Raw genomic sequence first — 21,652 nt, forward strand, 5'->3', positions numbered from 1 at the left:
TTATAAATTGACATTTAAACCTATGTTAAACACCTTTTGAATAGGGTATGCAAATCCGTTACCCCCCAATTCCGGATCCCATAATCTGAATGGGCTCCAGGTAAACATGTTTAAGCCGTTAAAATAGATTCGTGCATTTTTCACCAGTAAGGCTTTTGATATCCTTTGCGGCAAAGTATAGCCAACCTCAATAGATTTAAGCCTCAGGAAACTGCCATCGCGCAACCACCAGGTACTGTTTTGCCTGTTGTTTTCGATAGACGCACCATCCGGGCCAAGCCTTGGGTATAACGCGTACAAGTTTTGGTTATCTTCGCTCCAATGATCGTTGGCGTATGCCTGCAACACTTGCGTATTACCAGTGTAGTATGACTCGGGGCTTTTTATGAACGGCGCTGTTGTAGCCGGGTTAATAAAAAACGACACCTTTGCCTGCCCCTGGAAAAACCCGGAAAGATCAAAGTTTTTATAACTGGCAGATAAACCAAAACCATAAACTATTTGTGGTATAGTTGGATTGCCGATAAAGGTTTGATCGGCGCCGTCAATTTTACCGTCGCCATTTAAATCGCGGTATTTAATATCGCCGCCCTTTGGAGGAAAGCCGCCTGTACTAAATATCTGCGAAGGTGAGTTGGCCGCTTCGTTATCGTCAACAAACAACCTTTCGGCAACGTAACCAAATTGGCGGTTAATTGGCTGGCCCACCTGGTGCCTGTAAGACTCGGCATAATCGGGAGCTTCAAACTGGGTATATTTATTGGTTGAATAAGTAAAATTTCCTCTCATCTGTAAAGAAAAATCCCTGCCAATGTTTTCTTTACCATCTACCGATATATCGATACCCTTTGATTCGGCTTTGCCAATGTTGGCAGAGATGCCCGATTCAAGACCCATAGTTGATGGGATAGAAGAACGGTCCTGAAGGATATTGTATTTGTTGTTCTTATAAACCTCAGCAATTACGTTAATCTTTTTAAGCAAGGTAAATTCAATCCCTAAATTGGTTTGCTTTGATGTTTCCCAGGTTACATCGTCGTTTTCGTAGTTATTGATGCTTACACCATTGCGGTAGTAACCATTATTTTGACCAAAGCTGGCATAGTTGCCGCCATTAAGGTTTACATCCGATAAATAGAAAAACCTCCTGTCGCTAATGGCATCGTTACCAACCAGGCCATAACTGCCGCGCAGTTTAAACCTGTCAAACACATTATACAAATCGCCCCAGAATTTTTCGTCTGATATAATCCAGGATGCGCCGATTGTTGGGAAAAATCCATAACGATGAGCAGCCGAGAAACGCTCTGATCCGTTTAAACCAAAGTTAAATTCAAGATAATATCTCCCTTTATATGAGTAGGTTGCCCTACCTGCCAGTGTTTGATTACGGAAAGGCAATGAATTAAATAGTGAACTTGCAGGTCCGTTAAGTGTTTGTTGTTCGGTTCCAATCAAAGCGGCGCTCACATTATGGTCTACCGCAAAAGCATGGGCGTAATCCAGTACGCCTTGCAAATACAGGAACGAGCTTGCATTGTTACCGAATGAGTTATATTGTAAATATTCCCTTGCTACGTTATTGCCCGTAGGCAGGTTATTTATCCAGTTTAGCTGGTAGGTATTGGTAGTTTTATCGTAGTTGATGGCATTGTAATAGAAAGGGCTGTAACTTAAATACGATTGGAAAAATGAGTGCCTGTTGGTGCTCATAATTGCATGAAAATTTAAACCTGATGTCAAAAAATCCAGGTTCTGGTTTAACTCCAGCTGCGCAAGCATTCTCGATTCCGACGAATTCTGGTGCCCTTTTAATAACTCGGCATATGGATTTATGTACCGGCTGCCGCCATCGGTATTGGATGTTGCCGGCGAATTACCAAATAAGATGTGCTGTGTACGCAGGTTGGCAGAATCGGCCGGGTAATAAGCCGGAAAATCAACCGGGCTGGTATGTGAGGCCAGGTTATAAAGCTGGGTTTGCTGGGTACCATCATAAGTAAGCGGGCCATTATATTCGCCAAAAGTACCTGATAATCGAATGATCAACTCCGTTTTACTGGTTACGTTAATATTTACGTTCGATCGTAACTGGTATGTTTTATAATTAACGTTGTTGTTGTTATTGTTCCTGATATCGGTGCGTAAAATGCCGTTATCATTTGTGAATGCACCAGCAACATAGTAGCGGGCAACGCCACCTCCCCCTTGTAAGCTTAAATTGGCGCGCTGCGTATTGGCGCGTTTTTTAAACAACATGCCCAACCAATCGGTAGCGGGGTAAACGTACTGGTTACTGCCGGGAACATGGTTAATAGTTGCCTGTGTGTTAATGATTTTGTTTTCATCATACGGGAGCGGGTCTAAGGGGTAACGAGTGCGCGTAGCTTCGTTAAAAAGCCGCATATAGGTAATGGGGTCTGCAAGTGCAATGGTTTTTACCGATTGCGATTGTGAGTTCTCAACCCGCACATTAATTTGGGCTTTACCTGCTTTACCTTCTTTGGTTTTCACCAAAATTACGCCATTCCCCCCCCTGGCGCCGTAAAGGGCGGTGGCGCTTGCATCCTTCAGTACCGAAAAACTTTCGATATCATCCACGTTTAAACGTGCAAGGTCATTAGTAGTTAACTCAACGTTATCTATCAAAATCAGCGGATCCTGCTTATAACCAAAAGTAGTTACTCCCCTGATAAAGAATTTGGCATTATCCTGACCGGGTTGGCCGCTTGGGGTAAATGCAATTACACCAGCAACCTGCCCTGCCAACGCGTTGGTTAAGTTACTTGCAGGTATTTTTAAATTGCCGGGCTTTACCGTTGTAACCGAACCTACAATGGCTTCCTTTAGCTGTTTCCGGCCGTAAGCCGTTACAACTACCGTTTCGGCTGCCGTAACGTCTTCAACCATGATCACATTGTAAACTTTTTTGCCAGCCGCAACTGTAATTGTTTGGGTTTTGTAACCGATATAAGAAATTTTAACTTCTGTACCATCTTTTACATCCAAAACAAACTTTCCGTTGTTATCAGTTAGCGTACCAGATTTTTTGTCGCCGGTAGCTGCGATGGTAACCCCGGCCAGGGCCTCGCCCTTTTCATTTTTCACTGTACCCGTTATCGTTATATCAACTATAACTTCAACCGGGATGGCAGAGGTATTCACACTCGGCGCATCTTTAATGATTACCGATTTACCTTCAATTAAATAAGTTAGCCTAAAGTCTTTTAAACAAGAAGCAAGCACCTGGTCAATAGACGCATCTTTAAAAGCAGCATCTATTTTATGATTGCTGTTAATGGTTTTAGGCGACCAGAAAATATTGTACCCGGTTTGTTTATTAATTTGTTTAAATACTTGCTTTAGCGTAGCATCCTTATTTACATAAGTGATTTTTTGTGAAAAAACCGCTGCGCTCACCTGCATAAAAGCAAGCATGAGCATAAAGCTTGTCATCTTCATTATGAGCAGAAATTTCTTGATGTAGCCCGAAGGCATACAAATGTTTGTAGTAAAATTTTTATACATTTGTTAAGGCTGTTAAAGTTAAAAGGTGGAGTCACATTAGCATTTTAGCTTATAAGCTATTAGATCGGGAACATCGCGAGTGTTCCTGATCTTACTTATATCATAAGCTATCTTTTACTCTTCAGGTAGTGTTTTTCTTCATAATGCTGGTTTTAATTTAGGGTTGATAATTGGTTATTATTGGTTTTGACAGTTTACTTTGTTACTTTTTTGCTTATAATAATCTTTGATCCTTCAATACTGAAACTCGCGTCGCCGGTTTGTTCCATTATTTTAAGCAAAGTTGATATATTAGCAAAGCGGGTAGTTACCGCGGCAAACAGATCGTCCTTAACATCGTTATCCCGGTAAACAACATCTACATTGTACCAGCGGGACACTTTGCGCATAACTGTTTCTAAGCGCTCATCGTCAAACCTGAAATAGCCATTCTTCCAGGCTACGGCTTCTTCAGTATCCACATCAGATACTTTAAAATGGTCTGTAAGGCTTGCTTCCTGACCTGGCTTTAACATGGCGCTTTTATCGCCGCCGGTAACTTTCACCGATCCTTCAAGCAATGTGGTTTTTGTATTCGGTTCATCATTATAAGCGCTAACATTGAAGTGGGTGCCCAAAACTTCAACTACCTGCCTATTGGTAATTACCCGGAACGGCCTGTCTTTATTATGGGCTACCTCAAAATAGGCCTCACCACTCAATTCTACTCTGCGCTCGCCGGCCGACCCAAGATCTATCGGGTATTTTAACGAAGAAGCCGCGTTAAGCCATACCCTGGTGCCATCGGGCAAAAACAATTGAAATTGGCCACCCCTGGGTGTTTCCATCGTGTTATATTGTGCTACAGCAATCGCGCCCGAACTTTCTTTACTGTCGGTTGCTGCGGTGTAAACCACCTGACCATCGGCAGTTTTCGATATCTGAACACCTTTTTGCTGAATTATTTGTCCTTTTTGTGCGTCTGTAAGCGATATTTTTTGACCATTGGCCAACGTTAGGATAGCTTTGTTTCCGCCTGGTGCAATTATCGTATTATGAGCTAATTCCGGCTTCTGCATACTCCCATTTTTTTTTATAAAAAAAATGGCTCCTGCAGAAAGCAAAAAAAGTATAGATGCTGCAACTGACCAGCGCTTCAAAAAAAAGCGATGCGGTTTTTGAGGTTTAGTTTGCTGATTCAGGCGCAAGAGCATTTCTTCCTCAACACTTTCTTCGTCGTCGGGAAATTCGGCATCCTGGTTGGCTACACGACGGTACCATTCGGTTAAAGTTTCCTTTTCCGATTCGGTCGCAGTATTATCTTTATACTTACGTATTAACTTGTAAATGGTTTGGCGGTTCAATTGGTATTGCGCTTTAGTATATAGATGTACCGCGAAAAGAACGATACCCTACATGGTTTAAAAAAAAAGTTTATTTAATTAAAAAAAGGCAGAAGTGCTCTTCTCTTTTATTTGAAAAGCCGATGGATATGAATGGCTATGATGAGTATCCAGCCGTGATTTTTAAGTTCACCCCTGATAATACGGAGTGCACGGGTAAGGTTTGCCTCTACCCCCTTCTCGGTAATTTGTATTTTGGTTGCTATCTCCGAATTTTTCATTCCCAAATTGCGGCTGTAGCCAAACACCAGGCGGCATTTCTCGGGCATTTTTTCAACAATTCCGTTTACGTATTCCTGCAAAAAAATCGCGTCGAGCTTATCTTCATCGTTTACGGTAGCTTCATATTCGTAATTTTGTAAAGCGAGGTCGTTCCTGCGTTGCTCTTTTTGGTAATACTTGTAAACGGTAAATTTCACTGAGGTTGCCAGGAAGGCGGATAGGTTATTGATCTCGACATCGGTATACCTTTCCCACAACGATATAAATACATCATGTACAATATCCTTTGCAGCAAGTTGATCTTTACTGTGGTTCCAGGCTATTAACAGCAATTTTTTCCAGTACCGCCTGTAAATTTCGGTATAGGCAGCGTGGTCCCCCTCTTTTAAAAGGGCGGTAAGCTGCTCATCTGTGTATACGCCGTAGTTAAACATAACCGCCCACCTTTTTCATTTAGCGGGTGTGGTTTACGTGATTAACAGGGCATATCGCGTTTTTCACCAACGGGTTAAACGGACACAGTTCAAAAAGAATGATGTTTTTGTTAAAAAGTAAAGTTTTCCTCATATTTTAAGTTAGCAGGTTAAATATCAATTCATTCAGTTTTATATCCTATACTATTCGGGCTCATAATCTATTTATAGATCCTATCAGGATCTTTCCCAAAGGCTAAAATATCTATAAGTAAGGTGCAATTAAAGCTTAAAAAACAACGTTAGGTTTATAACGAAAAAGCGGCTCATAGCGCCGACAGTTTAAAATCAAAACTAAATAAAATCCCTTAAAGTTAAACATTACGTTTTTCACTAACAATGGAATATTCGCTGTTAAAACAACTCTTTATTTTCAATACACTTCTAAAATTTTAATCAGTTTATAAAACAGGTAAGTTTTTTTGCAATTTGGCTTGTGCAAAGGTTTTAATTCATATGAAACACCTCATCCATGGCTTGCCATTGCTGTTTGTGCGCAGCAGCTTCAGGTAGAGGTATTTGCGTTGGATCGGTTTCTTTCCACCAGCGTCGGGTGGTGGTATCGGCGGCCATTTTGGCCATATCGCCCTTAAAATCAACACCCACATATTCAAAGTAACTAAACAAAAAATACTTACCATCTATTTTTTGAATATAGATGGAGTAATTGCGAATATTGCACTCAGTTATCTTTTTCAAAACTCCTGGCCAGGCATGCGAATGCAATTGTTTATAATAGGCCATCTTTTCGGGTTTTAAGCCGGTTACCATACCAAAACGCTGCACACTTTTGTGCTGCACTGCTTTTGCTGATGCAGTATCCTGCTGTAGGGTGGCCTTCTTATTGCCACTTTTACAGGCAGAAAAGCCGATGATGCAACTGATGAGTATAATTGCAAACCGTTGGATTTGAAGGAGAACTTTGTTCATGATGCCATTACCTAAAAATGTAAAACAATACGGCCATTATGCCAATTAACAAAACCGAAAGTACTTTATAACTACCTAACCCACTCCAGGCTACACCGCGCAGAGGTTCCCAGGGCGATTTCCAATACAGGGTAGCGCTTTCTTTGGTATGCTGAACGGGGTACATATATGATAATACAACCTGTAAACACAGGCACACTACAAAAAGATAAAAAGCCATCATCATAAAAGGAATTGAGCCAATTGCGCTTGCAGGGTAAACTTTGCCAATGACGAACACCACTACCCCTATTGCCGAGCCTATCCATAAAGTATATTTGGCCGAAACGGCCGATGCCTTTTCCCAGAAAACACCTAACAAAAACACACAGGTTATTGGCGGCGCTATGTGGGCAATAATGTCATTTAAACCATTAAATATGCTTTCGTAATTATTGAGTAGCGGCAACAGCATTAATGATAAAACGAGTGCCACAGCGGCTGCTATTTTACCAATGCTCACCAGTTTTTTGTCTGTTGCTTCGGGTTTATATCTTTTATAAATATCGTAGCTTACAATGGTTGATATTGAATTTAACGCCCCCGATATCTGGCTCATTAAACCGGATAATAACGCGGCAACAAGCACGCCTATCAGCCCCGGAGGAATTAGCTGGGTAATCATCAACGTATAAATTCCTTTGCTGTTTACCACTTCTTTCCCATCAATCACACTTTTTAAAGCCGAAATATCCAGGTGTCCGCTTTGCGCCAGTGTATAGGCAAACAGCCCCGGCATTACAAAAATAAAAACCGGTAATATTTTGATAAAGCCGCAAAACAACGGACCAACCCTGGCATGGTTTTCATCTTTGGCGCCTAAAACGCGCTGCACAATGGTTTGGTCGGCACACCAGTACCAGATGCCCAATACGGGGTAACCTAAAAACACAGCATACCACGGCATACCGCTGGCATCGCCATGAGGGCGAAGCATGGATAGTTTATTAAGCTGCCCTGTATGTTTTAATACCTCAACCATTGGCTCCCAACCACCCATTTTGGTATAAGCCGCAATGCTCATGATAATAGCGCCACCTAAAAGCACCACGGTTTGGATAGATTCGGTAACTACCACGGCCGTTAAACCGCCAACTACAGTATATATAGTAGTAATAATAGAGATGATGATGACACTGGTATACATATCAACCCCAAACAGCGTATGCAATACTATGCCACCCGCCAACAACGAAAAAGCAATATGAATTAGTACCGCCGATACTACCGATATAATAGCCAGCCAATCGCGGCTGGCCCTGTCATAACGTTTTTCTAAAAAATCGGGCAGTGTTGATACGCCTGATCTGATATAAAAAGGTGCAAAAAACAAAGCCAATAGGATTAGCGTAAATGCCGCCATCCATTCAAAATCGCCGTTAAGCAAGCCTGTATCAAACCCGCTTTGAGCAAGGCTCACCAGGTGCACACATGAAATATTTGTAGCAAATAGGGCCAGGCCAATCACTGGCCAGCGCAGCTTTTTACCTGCCAAAAAATATTCGCCGGCCTCGTTATTGTTATTTTTTGTTTTTTGCTGATGACGAATACCCGACCACAGGCCGATAATAAATATCGCCGCTATGTACAAGCCACTAATGATCAAATCTGGTGTGTGTATCATCTGGAAAAATCCTAATTTTAAAACTCTAAACTCTAATTGGTAAATGCTAAATCGTTAATTTGACAAGCCCATTTTCACTCACTACTCACTACTCACTACTCACTACTCACTACTCACTACTCACTACTCATTACTCACTAACCCAATATTTTCAAATCGCAACTGCTCCCAGGTTCCTGTGGCGTTTGGTACACGCCACCTGTTATGTTCACAGGGTTTACAAAATGCTTTTGCAGGTGTGGAATATGCTCTAAAAATAAAGCCTCGTGACCAATTGCTATATGATTAAACAAAACCAGGTGCTGATGCAGTTGGCCCATATCGCCCACATGTGGCACTACAGGTACCCCGTATTTTTTGCATAGCAGGCTTACAGTTATAAATTCGCTTACACCTCCTACCCTTACAGCATCTACCTGGATAAATGAAGCCGAGCGGGTTTGCAGATAATTTTTAAAAATGATTTTATTGGGCACATGCTCGCCTAAAGCCAGTTTTAACGGCGAAATAGTATCTGCCAGAGTTTTATGGGCTAAAACATCATCCGGGTGAGTTGGCTCCTCTATCCAGTACGGGTTCATGCTTTTAAGTTTATGGCATATCGATACCGCCTGCGGCAGGTTCCATTGCTGGTTGGCATCCAGCATTACTTTTACATTATCGCCGGCAACTTCCCTCACAATATGCGCACGGCGGATATCCCTTTCAGGGTCGGCCGAGCCAACTTTAAGTTTCATTGCGGTAAAACCTTCGGCCAGTGCAATTTTACAGTTTTCGCGTACTTTTTCATCCGAATAATTGAACCAGCCTATGGATGTATCATACCCCGGATAACCTTTTTGCAAAATGCTTTCACGAATTGTTTTGGTGGGTTGTTGCTCTTTGAGCATGTTGATAGCCTGTTCATGAGTCAACTCATCTTCAAGGTACGACATATCTAAAGTAGCTACAATTTGTTCGGGGCTTAAGTCAGTTAACAGTTTCCAAAGTGGCAGGCCCCTCTTTTTGGCCCACAGGTCGTAACAGGCATTGGTTACGGAAGCAAGCGCCAAATGCACCACTCCCTTATGCGGCCCCAACCAACGAAACTGCTGATCGTTAGACAGGCTTTTGAACAAATTGCCAAAATTGGCCATGGTATCTTCAATATCCCTGCCTTTAATTTTATCGGCATAATATTGCGCAGCTTTGCAAACCAAATCATTACCCTCGCCCAATGTAAAGGCAAAGCCGACTCCTGTATGGCCGCTATCGTCAAATAAACGGGTTACCGCGTATGAGTAAACAGGATCGGTATGAATGGCATCGCTACCTGCCGCACCATCAAGCTTATAACGGATATCATCAACCTGTATATTTTTAATCATATTATATAAAGTTTTTGGGAGATTGATTAAATGGTTTGGTTTAACACGCGGCGATAACCTAACTCGGCACCGCCAGTAACGGGTAAAATACAGCCGGTTACAAACCGGGCATGGTCGGATACAAGGAACAAACAGGCATCGGCCACCACATCGCCTTCGGGGCAATAGCCCAGGGCGTGAATGTTATCCAGGTAATTTTCAATCGAATTGGTGTCGGGCTGTTGCTGGCTCCAGGCCCGCAGCATGGGTGTCCAAACACCCGCCGGGGCTACTGCATTTACGCGGATACCGTAAGGGGCATAGTCAAGCGCCATCGATTTGCTTAAAGCGTTTACAGCGCCTTTTGTTGCGCTGTATGCGGCATGAATCTCCTGCCCCATATCGCCAACCAAACTACTGGTGTTTAGAATATTGCCACGCGTTTTTTTAAGTTCATCAATTCCATACCGGGTGGTGTTAAATATACCCTTCACATTTACATCAAAAAGAGCATCCCACTCATCATCAGTGGTTTCATGAACAGCTTTTGAAGGGTTACTGATGCCCGCGTTATTATGAATCACATCTATTTTACCAAAATAATCTACAGCTTTGGCAATAGCCTGCCTTATAGCAGCGGCTATTGAAACATCGGCCTTAAGATACAGGATATCAAGTGACTGCAGCTTTGACCGGGCCTCATCAATGCTCCGCTCCGAATTGGAAATAATGGCCAGCTTGGCGCCGGCTGCATGGTATATTTTAGCGCACTCAAAGCCTATGCCTTCGGTACCGCCAGTTAAAAAAATTACTTTATTTTTTAATAGCATATAAATGTTGTAGTGAAGCCGGAGCAAACCCGGCGTACACAGGTTTAAAATTAAACTGTAATGTTTTTACCATATAAAAGGCTTGAAGCAGGCCACTTATAGTTTACCGCCGTCAACCGCCAATGGGGCAAAACTTTAAAAGCAAGATCAACAGAGCTGGTTATATTGGTTGTTATGAACAAACCAAAAGTAAACCGATGTTTGTGAGTTTATAATAGCCAAAACATTTTTTTTAATGGATTATTCCATTAAACCATCAGCAAAATTGTGGCTTATTGGCATAATGTTGTGGCAGGTTTACAATACGGGGTAAATGTTTGTAATTTATAGAATGTTTTATCTATAATAGCACTCAAATGCCGGATGCTATGTTTCTGCTGATGTAATATCCCACTGTAACACCAATTATTCCTTAATACTATATTTGATGAATAACAGCTTTAAAAGGCGGCAAGGTTTTGAGGGTGAAAAATTCATCAGCATTCCTCAAAAAGTACTGCGCGATGCCAAACAGCGACATCCCGAACTTTTCCATATCTATATTACACATATAGGCTATTTCCCGAAGGCGGCATTTCATTATCGCGAACGCCGCAAAGGCTGCGAAGACAACATACTCATTTACTGCTTACAGGGAAAAGGTCATTATATTGTAGATAACAAGCGCTTTGAAGTACGCAGCAACCAGTTTATACTGATACCGGCTACTGATAAATATATGAGGTATTGGGCCGATAATGCCGACCCGTGGACCATTTACTGGGTACATTTCACGGGCGATAATATAGAAAGCTTCAACAAATCGCTCAACTTAAGTATCGGCCGCGGCCCGGTAAACATCCCTTTTAACGAAAATGCGATTACTATATGGCAAAACATTTACCAAACCCTGGAGATGGGCTACAGCCTTGAAAACATTAACAGCGCGTGCTTTTGCCTGTACCATATTATAGCTACTTTTTTGATGCCGGAGCGGCACATCCGCCATAATACCGATGATGAAGGTGATATCATCACCAAAACTGTCCACTTCATGCGCAGTAACCTAAACAAAAAACTAAGCGTGGAAGACATATCCGGCAAGCATAGTTTATCGGTATCACATTTTTCTAACCTGTTTCGTAAAGCCACCGGTATGCCCCCTATTGATTATTTTATTCACTTAAAAATGCAAAAGGCCTGTCAGCTATTATATGCCAATAGCGATAAAATAAAGGCTGTAGCAGCCGGGCTTGGCTATGAAGACCCTTATTACTTTTCGCGCATTTTTAAAAAATATATTGGCTCATCGCCCGAGCAATACCGCGTTACAGCGAAGAATACGGGATGATACAGACACCCCATTTGTGTTATGATCCTGCAATAATGAGCTTCATAGCTTAGTTATAAGCGCAACCTTCTTCAGTTAACTCATTTTTAACAACAAAGGCGCATTAATGCGCCTTTGTTAAAACTATAAGAATTAGACAATAGCTTAATCGCTATGATGTCTTTTGTGCTTCTTCTTTTTGCTTGATTTAGAAGAACTTTTCTTCTCAGATTTCTTGGTTGCTGGCTTATCATCCTGCTTCTTTGGCGCGGCATTCGCCGTAGTCCCTTTTGGAGCCACATCAACAGAATCTTTGCTTAGTTGCTTTACGGTAAATTCGTTGCGGCTTAATCCATATTCAAGCTGCCGCTTCGCTCCGGTTGAAGTTGCATCTTTACCACTGCCTTTATAAATCAGAAATTCACGAATGAGTTTGCCATCGCGAATGTAAAAATTATCATCGCCCCGGTACCCTTTGCGCTGTGAGCTGTTTAGTTTAGGGAAATCGAGTTTATTGGCTTTACTTTCGTTATTAAACTCATAGGCGTAAATACCCGTACGGTTAATGGTATCTTTTGATTTAACAGCTATCAATATTTCAGGGTTGCCATCAACGTCCATATCCGAGTTATAAACGTCGGTGATCTGGCCATCAAGGTCGCCGGTTGTGGTGGTATATTTAATGGCCGACGAATCTGAATGCAAGATCATAAACGCACCTGCCTCCTGCGATCCCCTGCCCCAGCTAAACACGTCATAAGTTTGCCCCGGCGAAACCTCAATCATTTTATGGTACCTGAATGGCTTCATCAGTTCTGGCGCTTTAGGCGTTGCTGGAGGGCCGGCTGTTTTAGATTGATTCCCCCCACAGCCGGCTATAGTTACCGCGGCCATTAAAAAAGCTATATAATAAAATCTTCTGACCATTATAAGTTTTATCCTTCTGTTAATTTTTCAGCACATCGGCTGTCAACTCGGCCTTGGTTTTGCCTGGTGCCGATATAAAAACCTTCAACGTATTGTTGCCACCGGCGTCTACATATTTAAGTGTAAACTTGTGGTAACCTTTTAATAAAGGGGCAGCGCCAAATTGCTCGTTGGCCAAATGCTTGCCATCATTATCAACCACAACCTGGTCATCTATCAACAAAACCGAACCATTGGCCGATAATGTTGAGAAGCCATAGTTGCCATCAGCCTCAATATTAATAAATCCGTTGTAAATTACACCAAACTTACCCTTACTTTTCCTGAAATCTGTTGTACTAAAGTTTTTTACTGCTCCGCTATCAGTTGGCAAGCCTATTAATTGGCTGGTGCTGCCAAAAGTGCCGGTAAATAATTGGTATTTAAGGCCACTTGCGTTGCCTGTATAGTTAACGGCTGCAAAAGGTGCTTTATTGTAAATCAATGTGCGGGTAATGTTGCTACGCTTGCCCGATGGGGTAATTACAATGGTTTGTAACTCGCGGTACTGGTCGGCTGGTACATCGTAGTTCATGGGGATATGATACTCCAAATCGGTTTCGCGCGGTGTGTAGCCGTCAATAGTATAGTAAATTTTTGCGCCATCAACCGGCGATTTCAGGTTCACGCTTACCTGCGAACCAATCATTACAGTATCTTTTGCCCCAATAGCAACCGGCACATGGTAATCCAGGTTGTTTTTATCCAGCCAGGCCAAGTGCGATGGCAAGCGGGTTTCGCTAAAATCTTTAAAGTTTTTGTTAGCCAACGGGCTCCATGCTATCTCAGATAAGGCCATTAAGCGCGGCAGCAGCATAAATTCTACCTTAGCTTCGGTTGCTACATATTCGGTCCAAAGGTTGGCCTGTACCCCCATAATGTAAGTTTTTTGTTCGGGGGTTAAAGCTTCGGGAGTTGGATCGTAGCTGTAAATTTTTGATAATGGCTCGTTACCCCCAATGCTTAGCGGCTCCTGGCTTGGTTTGCCCTGCCCATGGTCTATATAAAGGCCGTGGCTGCCAGGTGTCATAATCACGTTATGTTTTTGCTGGGCGGCTGCAATACCGCCTTCTTCGCCACGCCAGCTCATTACAGCAGCGTTAGGTGCAAGTCCGCCTTCTAAAATCTCGTCCCAGCCAATGATGTTGCGGCCTTTGGAATTTACAAATTTTTCAACCCGTTGTATAAAATAGCTTTGCAGCTCATTTTCATCCTTCAGTTTTAATTTCTTAATCAGCTGCTGGCAAAATGCCGATTGTTTCCAGGCATCCTTCGGGGCTTCGTCGCCACCAATGTGGATGTATTTGCTGGGGAACAGCGCCATCACCTCGGTTAAAACATCCTGGATAAAGGCAAATGTTTTATCGGATGGGCAGTAGATATCATTGAATACCCCCCAGGTTTCGGCAGGCTTGTAAGTTTTTGTTGGATCGCAGCTTAGTTCAGGATAAGCGGCCAATGCGGCCTGCGAGTGGCCGGGCATTTCAATTTCGGGTACGATGTTGATGTACCTGGCGGCAGCATATTTTATTACATCGCGGATTTGATCCTGGGTGTAAAATCCTCCGTAAGGGGTGCCGTCAAATTGCTGCGGTGTTTTATCGCGGTAGCCGCCAATGAGCGTCTGCGCACGCATACTGCTGATTTGCGTAAGCTTTGGATATTTTTTTATCTCGATACGCCAGCCCTGGTCTTCAGTAAGGTGCCAGTGAAAGTTGTTTAGCTTGTAGGCTGCCAGCAGGTCGATATATTTTTTAACCATCTCTACGCCAAAAAAATGCCTGCCTACATCAAGCATAGCGCCACGGTAGCCAAAACGGGGATAATCCTCAATCTGCACACAAGGCAATTTGGCCGTGGCAGCCCTAACGGCAGGGAATAGCTGGATAAGCGTTTGAATGCCGTAAAACAAACCGGCTCCTTTACCGGCAACAGTAATTTGCTGCGGTGTAATGATTAGGCGGTAACCTTCGGCTGGCAGGTTATCGGTACCGGCTGATGTTAATGTGATAATATTAGAAGCTACCCCGGCGTTTTTTGCGACAATGGCCGCGTTGTACGCCTGGCTGTCAGCCAGGTAATCCTTAAAAAACAGCACGGCTTTGTTTGAGGGCGAATCGGCCTGCACCTTTGTTTCCTGGCTGAACAGGAAAGTTCCGGGGGCTTTTGTGAGCGACACCGGCGCCGGGATAATCCCCGCATACGGATCGGTATCCTGAGCTTTAACAATAGTAAACACGGTTAACAATGCGCTTAGCATCACGACAGTTTTTTTGAGCATAGTAGTATGAGATTGGTACTGAGCCGTGAATATATAACTTTTTAAAAAATTATAAGAAGTTTTCCTTTGTAACAAAAGCATGAATGTTGCCTTTTCCCGATACCCGTGCCCTTCGAACCCTCGTTCTTCTTTTAACAAAAGGATTTCTAAAAATAGAAAAGGCCATCTGTTTACCAAATGACCTTTTCTATTTTTAGAAATCCTCTCCCTTCAGGGGAGGATTGGGTGGGGCCTACGCCGTTACCACATGCTCTTTACCGGCAAGGTAACGCTCGGCATCAATAGCGGCCATACAGCCTGTACCTGCGGCTGTTACAGCCTGGCGGTAAATATGATCCTGGGCATCGCCGCAGCAAAATACGCCCTCTACGTTGGTTTCTGTTGATCCGGGGCGGGTAATAATATAACCAGTCTCGTCCATATGTAACCAGCCTTTAAAAATGTCGGTATTGGGATGATGGCCTATCGCCACAAAAAAACCGGTAACGTCAAGGTCGGTTTCAATATTGGTAATGTTGTTAATTACCTTAACCGCCGTTACGCTTTGGCCATCGCCAAGAATTTCTTTGGTTTCGGTATTGTAAAGGATTTCGATATTGGGTGTATTTTTCACGCGGTGCACCATTGCTTTTGAAGCACGGAATTCATCGCGGCGAACAATCATGTAAACCTTGCGGCATAATTTGGCAAGATAAGTAGCTTCTTCGGCGGCGGTATCGCCGGCGCCTACAATGGCTACATCCTGGCCTTTAAAAAAGAAGCCATCGCATACAGCACAGGCCGAAACACCAAAGCCACTGTATTTTTGCTCCGAAGGCAAGCCAAGCCATTTGGCTGATGCACCTGTTGAAACGATAACAGTATCGGCAAGAATGGTTTTCACCCCATCAACCACCACTTTATGCGGCAGGCTGGTAAAGTCAACCGAGCTTACGTAGCCAAAACGGATGTCGGTACCCAGGCGTTCGGCCTGTTTCCTGAAATCTTCCATCATTTCGGGGCCCATAATGCCTTCCGGATAACCAGGGAAGTTTTCTACGTCGGTTGTTTGTGTTAGTTGCCCGCCGGCCAGTAAACCAGTATACATTACCGGTTTAAGATCGGCCCTTGAGGCATATATGGCAGCAGTATATCCTGCCGGACCCGATCCTATGATCAGGCATTTTACGTGTTCTAATTCTTCAGACATTTGTTATAAATGAGGCACAAATTTATAAAAAAAGTCAATCCATTGGGTCAGTAACAGGTAAACTATTATCAATCGCTAATTTCAGCTAATCTGCCATTTAATAAATTGTCTCGGGACGGATCACATCAATAATATTGAATGTAAGCCTAAACTTCGAATCAACCTTTTGTCCTTTATAAGTTGCGGGTTTCCATTTTGGCGAATTCATGAAAGCATTAACCATTAATTCATCAAAGTTTGTGTCGACAATTTGTGCCACCTTAACATCTGTCACTACGCCATCTTTGCTAATTTTCAAATCCAGTACCAGGGTGCCTGTGTGATCGGGGGTTTTAAAACCTGCGGTACGCTTCCTTAAATAGGTATGCAAGTCAAATGGCATTACCGGCGGCCTGTAGTTATTTTCAAGATAATTGGTATGCTTTATGTTAATGCCTTTTTTATTGTAAGCATCAGTAAAATTCACAAAGCCTTCGGCATCCAATCCGCACCATTCACCTTCTTTATGATCGTTTACATAATATCCTTCTAAAGATACGTTGCCATCATTGCCATAAAGTTGGCACAAACCATTTAACCTGCCTTTGTTATACGTGTGCAATTCTGTTTTGCGGCCAAAACTATAATCCGTCCAAACGCCGCTTTTCTCGCCGTCAACAAAATAGCCGGTAGTTTGAATGTGGTTTAATGTATCTGCTATCCCATTTGCACGGTAATTAATATCCGGGCTAAAATCGACTTTATGGTAATAAATAAACTTACCGGTAGGTACAGACAGTGTTTCGTCTTTAAAGAATCCGGATGTAAGGATGATATCCCTCATGTTAAACTGCTTTACCGACCACACAGAATCGCCGGGAAGTTTTTCAACAACGGCATAAGACGCAGCCAATGCTTTGTTGTCGGTGTGATCGCCCGACTCTGTTATGTAAAACATGAAAGGCGACTGGGCGTAAAGCTTATGACCGATAGAAATTATTAATAATGCAACGAAGAGTAATTTTTTAATAATCATATAGTGATAACTTAAGGTTACCGCAAATATAATTATTTCCCTGTATTTGCCTTTAAAACCCGCATCACATTGCCGCCTAAAATTTTATCGATATCTTTTTCAGTGTAGTTTAGTTTCAGCAGTTCTTCGGTGATTTTTGGATAATCGCTCACGCTATCAAGTCCCAGCGGATAGGATTCGGCGCCGTCAAAATCCGAGCCGATGCCTACATGATCAACCCCTATTAGTTTTACTATGAAATCAATATGATGGATGAGTAAACTCAGCGGCGGGCGAATTTTGTCCGATTCGGCTTTATACATCGAGTTCAGCCGGATGTTGGCCAGGTCGCCATCGTGGTAAATTTTGACGAGGGAGTCCAGCTCGGCTTTATGCTGATGTAAAAACATTGCCACCTTTGATGAATAGGTACTATCTACAAAGCCGCTGTAAAAATTAAGGCAGATCACTCCCCCGTTTTTGGCCAGGGCTTTCAGCTGATCGTCTTTCATATTGCGCCTGCTGGGGTCGATACTCCAGGCGCAGCTATGCGATGCAATAACGGGCTTGGTGGTGGTAGCCAGCACATCGTAAAAGGTACGTTCGCCCACGTGCGATACATCAACCATAACCCCCAATTGATTCAGGTGTTTAACAATCTGCTTACCATAGTCGGTGAGGCCTAAAAACTTCAGGCTGTCTTTTTTAGTCACCTCATCGCGGGCCGAAGTTGCCCACGAGGTGCTGTTGTTCCAGGTGAGGGTTAAATAATTCATGCCCCGTTTGGCCAGGCTGTCAATGTAGTCCATGCGGTCTTCAATCATGTGGCCGCCTTCAACCCCGATCAACGCGGCCAGCTTTTTTTGGCCTACTGCTTTTTTAAGTTCGGCGCTGTTGTGTACCAGCGTAATTTTATCCGGATAGCGTTTAATAAGTGCGTACAAAGAATCAATTTCGCGATTGGCAAAAGCAAAGGCGGTACCTTTACCATAATTTTCGCCACACCAGATAGAGAAAATCTGCGCATCCAGCCCTCCCTCTTTGGCGCGTACCAAATCAAAATCGCCCTCGGCTTGCCGTTTACCCAAATCAAACTTCGTAATCAGTTCGTTAGATAATACATCGTTATGGGTATCTATTAAAATTGCTTTTTGGTGAATTTTAGCGGCATCCTGCGCGCAAAGCTTTAAAGAAAAGAAAAGTAAAGGCAACAGCAGTTTTTTCATCGCGTCAAGATAAAAATTTCAGAGATATTATATGCTTTTTTATAGAAATGTAATGGAATTATGACCGACCCTTAAAACGTAAAAACAACAAATGATGAAAGATATATTTATTTTTTACGATACGGGCAGGCCCTTTTATTTTTAAGCCGTAACTTCGCAGCTTTTAAATTGATAAATTATGAAGTCTCTTATCATCACCGCCTCTGTTATATTGAGCTCGCTTGCAGCAATTGCGCAAACTGGTCCTGCCGCCGTTACCAGCACTGCCAATACTATCGTTTTTGTTAATTCAGATTCGCTTATTAACAATTACGACTACTATAAAGCCGTAAAATTTAAACTGCAGGACCTTTCGCAAAAAGCACAGGCCGAGATTACGGCAAAGGGCACAGCATTTCAAAAAGAAGTAGCCGCTTACCAGAAAAGCGCGGCTTCGCTTAGCCTGGCACAACGTACCGCGACAGAAAAACGCCTGGCAGCAAAACAACAGTCGTTGCAGGCCCTTTCCCAAAACACAGGCAAGCAATTGCAGGATGAAGAAGCTGAGCAAAACACCAAGCTTTACGACCATATTGCAGCATACCTAAAAACTTATACTAAAACAAAAGGCTATAAAATTGTACTTACCTACTCAAAGGCAAACCCATCCATGCTTTATGGTGACGAAAGCCTTGATGTGACCAAAGAGGTACTTACCGGCCTAAATGACGAATATAAAAAGGAAGCAGCTCCTGCTTCGATGAAGTAACCCGGTAAGCCGAATATGTGTGGGCTACTGTGTGTACACATCTTTCTAATAAAAGAAGACGTCATTTCGATAGAGCTTAAGTGGGAAAGAGCGGGGCGCTGTGTAGATTTCATTTTCACAACGCGGTGTCTTGATACTATGTATGTATTACCCGCGCATTAAACACTTTTTCAATTGGTGAGTGGTTAGTGGCCTCTATTTTGACTGGTTATTTTTTGATCCCGTTAATTTCAGTTGATTTTTCAGGTCGGTTGATATTGATTCAGGATGTAATATACAGCTACGCCAATAATTAAACATATGCCCAAGATCATTATCCCAAAGCCTATTAACCGGCTAAAACTGTTATCAATAATAACACGCTTGTAGTCAGCCCCGTCATATATAATTTTTACTCTATCGCCTTCTCTATAACTTGCGGGGTTTGTGCCCACATCATACCTCACAGTCATCCATTGGTTATCTGATGCCATGTACTTTATAAGCGGGTAATACATAATCATCGGTGTATCTCCCCTTGAAGGGCGTTCAGCAATTTCTTCAAGGGCTACTACCGTACCAATCGCCCTTGTACCCGTTTTGTACAATTTACGTACCTCTATTATTTTGCCAATACCCAAAACCGTGAGGAAAGTTCCACCGGCCAATAATATTAACTCATTAATTGTTGCATTCATAATGCGTTTTTTTCTGAACCGCGATTAAGCAGATTGATCAGATTTTTTGGATTTTGATTAACTTGACGGCTATTTTACACACCTCTCACCATTACGTCTGTATCACCCCCACATTAAAGGCCTTCTCAATGGGCGCGTGGTTAGCCGCTTCTATCCCCATGGATATTACCTTACGGGTTTCCAGCGGATCGATAATGCCATCAACCCAAAGCCGTGCAGCTGCATAGTATGGTGTGGTTTGGCTGTTATACCTGTCAGTGGTTTGTTTTAACAGTTCCTGCTCTTTCACTTCATCCACCAACTCCCCTTTAGCCTTTAACCCTGCCGACTGCATTTGCACCAGCACTTTAGCTGCCTGCGCGCCCCCCATAACGGCTATTTTTGCCGATGGCCAGGCATATATCAACCTGGGATCGTAGGCCTTGCCGCACATGGCGTAGTTACCCGCACCGTACGAGTTGCCTATAACTATGGTAAACTTAGGCACTACCGAATTGGCTACCGCGTTTACCATTTTGGCGCCATCTTTTATAATGCCTCCCTGTTCGCTGCGGCTGCCTACCATAAAACCGGTAACATCCTGCAAAAATACCAGCGGAATTTTCTTCTGGTTACAGTTCATAATAAAACGGGTTGCCTTATCGGCCGAGTCGGAATAAACGACGCCGCCAAACTGCATTTCTCCTTTTTTCGATTTAATCACCTTACGCTGGTTAGCCACAATGCCTACTGCCCAGCCATCAATTCGGCCCAAACCGCAAATGATGGATTGGCCATAACCTTCCTTATATTCTTCAAAAACCGAATCATCAAGCAACCGCAAAATAATCTCGCGCATATCGTAAGCCTTCTCGCGGTTATCGGGCAAAATGCCGTAAATATCTTTGGGATCTAATTTGGGGGCAAGCGGCTTAATCCTGTCGAACCCGGCCTTGTTATAGTCGCCCACCATGCTCATGATATTACGGATAGAATCGAGGCAAGCCTGGTCGTTAGGTTGTTTATAATCGGTAACGCCCGAAATTTCGCAATGCGTGGTAGCGCCGCCCAGGGTTTCGTTATCCACATCCTCGCCTATGGCCGATTTTACCAGGTACGATCCTGCCAGGAAAACCGATCCGGTGCCCTCTACAATCATAGCCTCATCGCTCATAATAGGTAAGTACGCCCCACCCGCCACGCATGAGCCCATGATGGCCGAAATCTGGACGATACCCATACTGCTCATCATGGCGTTATTCCTGAAAATGCGGCCGAAATGTTCTTTATCCGGGAATATCTCATCCTGCAAAGGCAAATACACCCCTGCCGAATCTACCAGGTAAATGATAGGCAACCGGTTTTCCATGGCTATTTCCTGGGCGCGTAAATTTTTCTTGGCTGTTATCGGGAACCAGGCGCCAGCCTTAACCGTGGCATCATTGGCCACAATTACACATTGCCTGCCCGATACATAGCCAATACCGCAAATAACACCACCAGACGGGCAGCCGCCATGCTCGGCATACATGCCATCGGCAGTAAACGCGCCAACCTCCAGCCAGGGTTTATCTTTATCTATCAAATAGGCCACCCGCTCGCGCGCCAGCATTTTGCCTTTTTCTTTTTGTTTCAAAGCAGCCTTTTCGCCACCACCGAGGTAAACTTTTTTAAGCCGGGTTTTAAGCTCATAAACAAGCTGCTTGTTTATATCTTCATTTATATTGAATGACAGATCCATAATTGGTATATAATAGAAAACGTAATTTAGGGATAATTACCGTTGTAAAGATAATTTTTCGTTTTCATTGGGTCATTGGTCATTGGTCATTGGTCATTGGTCATTGGTCATTGGTCATTGGTCATTGGTCATTGGTCATTGGTCATTGGTCATTGGTCATTGGTCATT

Annotated in this window: 16 protein-coding genes; 2 read left to right on the forward strand and 14 right to left on the reverse strand. The window is 43.2% G+C overall.

Annotated features, from left to right (window positions below; all coding sequences use genetic code 11):
- The 7 genes from BMX56_RS26565 to BMX56_RS26595 form a co-directional block, all read right to left on the reverse strand.
- On the reverse strand, nt 1-3,528 hold the full coding sequence (locus tag BMX56_RS26565) for a TonB-dependent receptor (RefSeq protein WP_255369928.1): 3,528 nt from the start codon (nt 3,526-3,528) through the stop codon (nt 1-3).
- Between the two features lie 194 nt (nt 3,529-3,722).
- Complete coding sequence (locus tag BMX56_RS26570; protein WP_090652742.1) at nt 3,723-4,871, reverse strand: FecR family protein; 1,149 nt, start codon at nt 4,869-4,871, stop codon at nt 3,723-3,725.
- Between the two features lie 107 nt (nt 4,872-4,978).
- A complete protein-coding gene (locus tag BMX56_RS26575) occupies nt 4,979-5,566 on the reverse strand; it encodes a sigma-70 family RNA polymerase sigma factor (RefSeq protein WP_090652743.1) in 588 nt (195 codons plus the stop codon).
- A gap of 486 nt (nt 5,567-6,052) precedes the next feature.
- A complete protein-coding gene (locus tag BMX56_RS26580) occupies nt 6,053-6,535 on the reverse strand; it encodes an L-rhamnose mutarotase (protein ID WP_177183930.1) in 483 nt (160 codons plus the stop codon).
- Between the two features lie 7 nt (nt 6,536-6,542).
- A complete protein-coding gene (locus tag BMX56_RS26585; RefSeq protein ID WP_090652744.1) occupies nt 6,543-8,198 on the reverse strand; it encodes a sodium:solute symporter in 1,656 nt (551 codons plus the stop codon).
- A 137-nt stretch (nt 8,199-8,335) separates the two neighbouring features.
- Nucleotides 8,336-9,565 carry an enolase C-terminal domain-like protein gene (locus BMX56_RS26590; RefSeq protein WP_090652745.1) on the reverse strand — a complete coding sequence of 410 codons (1,230 nt, stop codon included), beginning with the start codon at nt 9,563-9,565 and terminating at the stop codon, nt 8,336-8,338.
- Between the two features lie 26 nt (nt 9,566-9,591).
- On the reverse strand, nt 9,592-10,374 hold the full coding sequence (locus BMX56_RS26595) for an SDR family NAD(P)-dependent oxidoreductase (protein WP_090652746.1): 783 nt from the start codon (nt 10,372-10,374) through the stop codon (nt 9,592-9,594).
- A 427-nt stretch (nt 10,375-10,801) separates the two neighbouring features.
- On the opposite strand from BMX56_RS26595, the gene BMX56_RS26600 reads away from it, so the two are divergent.
- Nucleotides 10,802-11,704, forward strand: coding sequence for an AraC family transcriptional regulator (locus BMX56_RS26600; protein ID WP_090652747.1), 903 nt, complete (start codon nt 10,802-10,804; stop codon nt 11,702-11,704).
- Nucleotides 11,705-11,848: 144 nt separating this feature from the next.
- On the opposite strand, the gene BMX56_RS26605 is transcribed toward BMX56_RS26600, so the two are convergent.
- The 5 genes from BMX56_RS26605 to BMX56_RS26625 form a co-directional block, all read right to left on the reverse strand.
- Nucleotides 11,849-12,610: a hypothetical protein gene (locus BMX56_RS26605; RefSeq protein WP_143065537.1), complete on the reverse strand. Its 762-nt coding sequence runs from the start codon at nt 12,608-12,610 to the stop codon at nt 11,849-11,851.
- A gap of 19 nt (nt 12,611-12,629) precedes the next feature.
- Nucleotides 12,630-14,930, reverse strand: coding sequence for a family 20 glycosylhydrolase (locus tag BMX56_RS26610; protein WP_090652765.1), 2,301 nt, complete (start codon nt 14,928-14,930; stop codon nt 12,630-12,632).
- A gap of 232 nt (nt 14,931-15,162) precedes the next feature.
- The gene (gene trxB / locus BMX56_RS26615; RefSeq protein WP_090652749.1) at nt 15,163-16,119 is read right to left on the reverse strand and encodes a thioredoxin-disulfide reductase; all 957 of its coding nucleotides are present in this window, start codon (nt 16,117-16,119) and stop codon (nt 15,163-15,165) included.
- A 97-nt stretch (nt 16,120-16,216) separates the two neighbouring features.
- Nucleotides 16,217-17,134, reverse strand: coding sequence for an energy transducer TonB (locus BMX56_RS26620; RefSeq protein WP_090652750.1), 918 nt, complete (start codon nt 17,132-17,134; stop codon nt 16,217-16,219).
- 32 nt (nt 17,135-17,166) lie between these two features.
- Nucleotides 17,167-18,339, reverse strand: coding sequence for a dipeptidase (locus BMX56_RS26625; protein WP_090652751.1), 1,173 nt, complete (start codon nt 18,337-18,339; stop codon nt 17,167-17,169).
- A gap of 178 nt (nt 18,340-18,517) precedes the next feature.
- On the opposite strand from BMX56_RS26625, the gene BMX56_RS26630 reads away from it, so the two are divergent.
- A complete protein-coding gene (locus BMX56_RS26630) occupies nt 18,518-19,087 on the forward strand; it encodes an OmpH/Skp family outer membrane protein (RefSeq protein ID WP_090652752.1) in 570 nt (189 codons plus the stop codon).
- Nucleotides 19,088-19,329: 242 nt separating this feature from the next.
- Here the strand turns inward: BMX56_RS26630 and BMX56_RS26635 are convergent, their stop codons facing one another.
- Both BMX56_RS26635 and BMX56_RS26640 read right to left on the reverse strand, forming a co-directional pair.
- Nucleotides 19,330-19,764, reverse strand: a complete 435-nt coding sequence (locus tag BMX56_RS26635; RefSeq protein ID WP_090652753.1) for a DUF3592 domain-containing protein — start codon at nt 19,762-19,764, stop codon at nt 19,330-19,332.
- A gap of 91 nt (nt 19,765-19,855) precedes the next feature.
- Entirely contained in the window at nt 19,856-21,484 is a 1,629-nt protein-coding gene (locus tag BMX56_RS26640; RefSeq protein WP_090652754.1) for an acyl-CoA carboxylase subunit beta, read from the reverse strand.
- Nucleotides 21,485-21,652: the final 168 nt, after the last annotated feature.

Origin of the sequence: Mucilaginibacter sp. OK283, from assembly GCF_900110415.1 — a bacterium.
Classification (GTDB): Bacteria; Bacteroidota; Bacteroidia; order Sphingobacteriales; family Sphingobacteriaceae; genus Mucilaginibacter.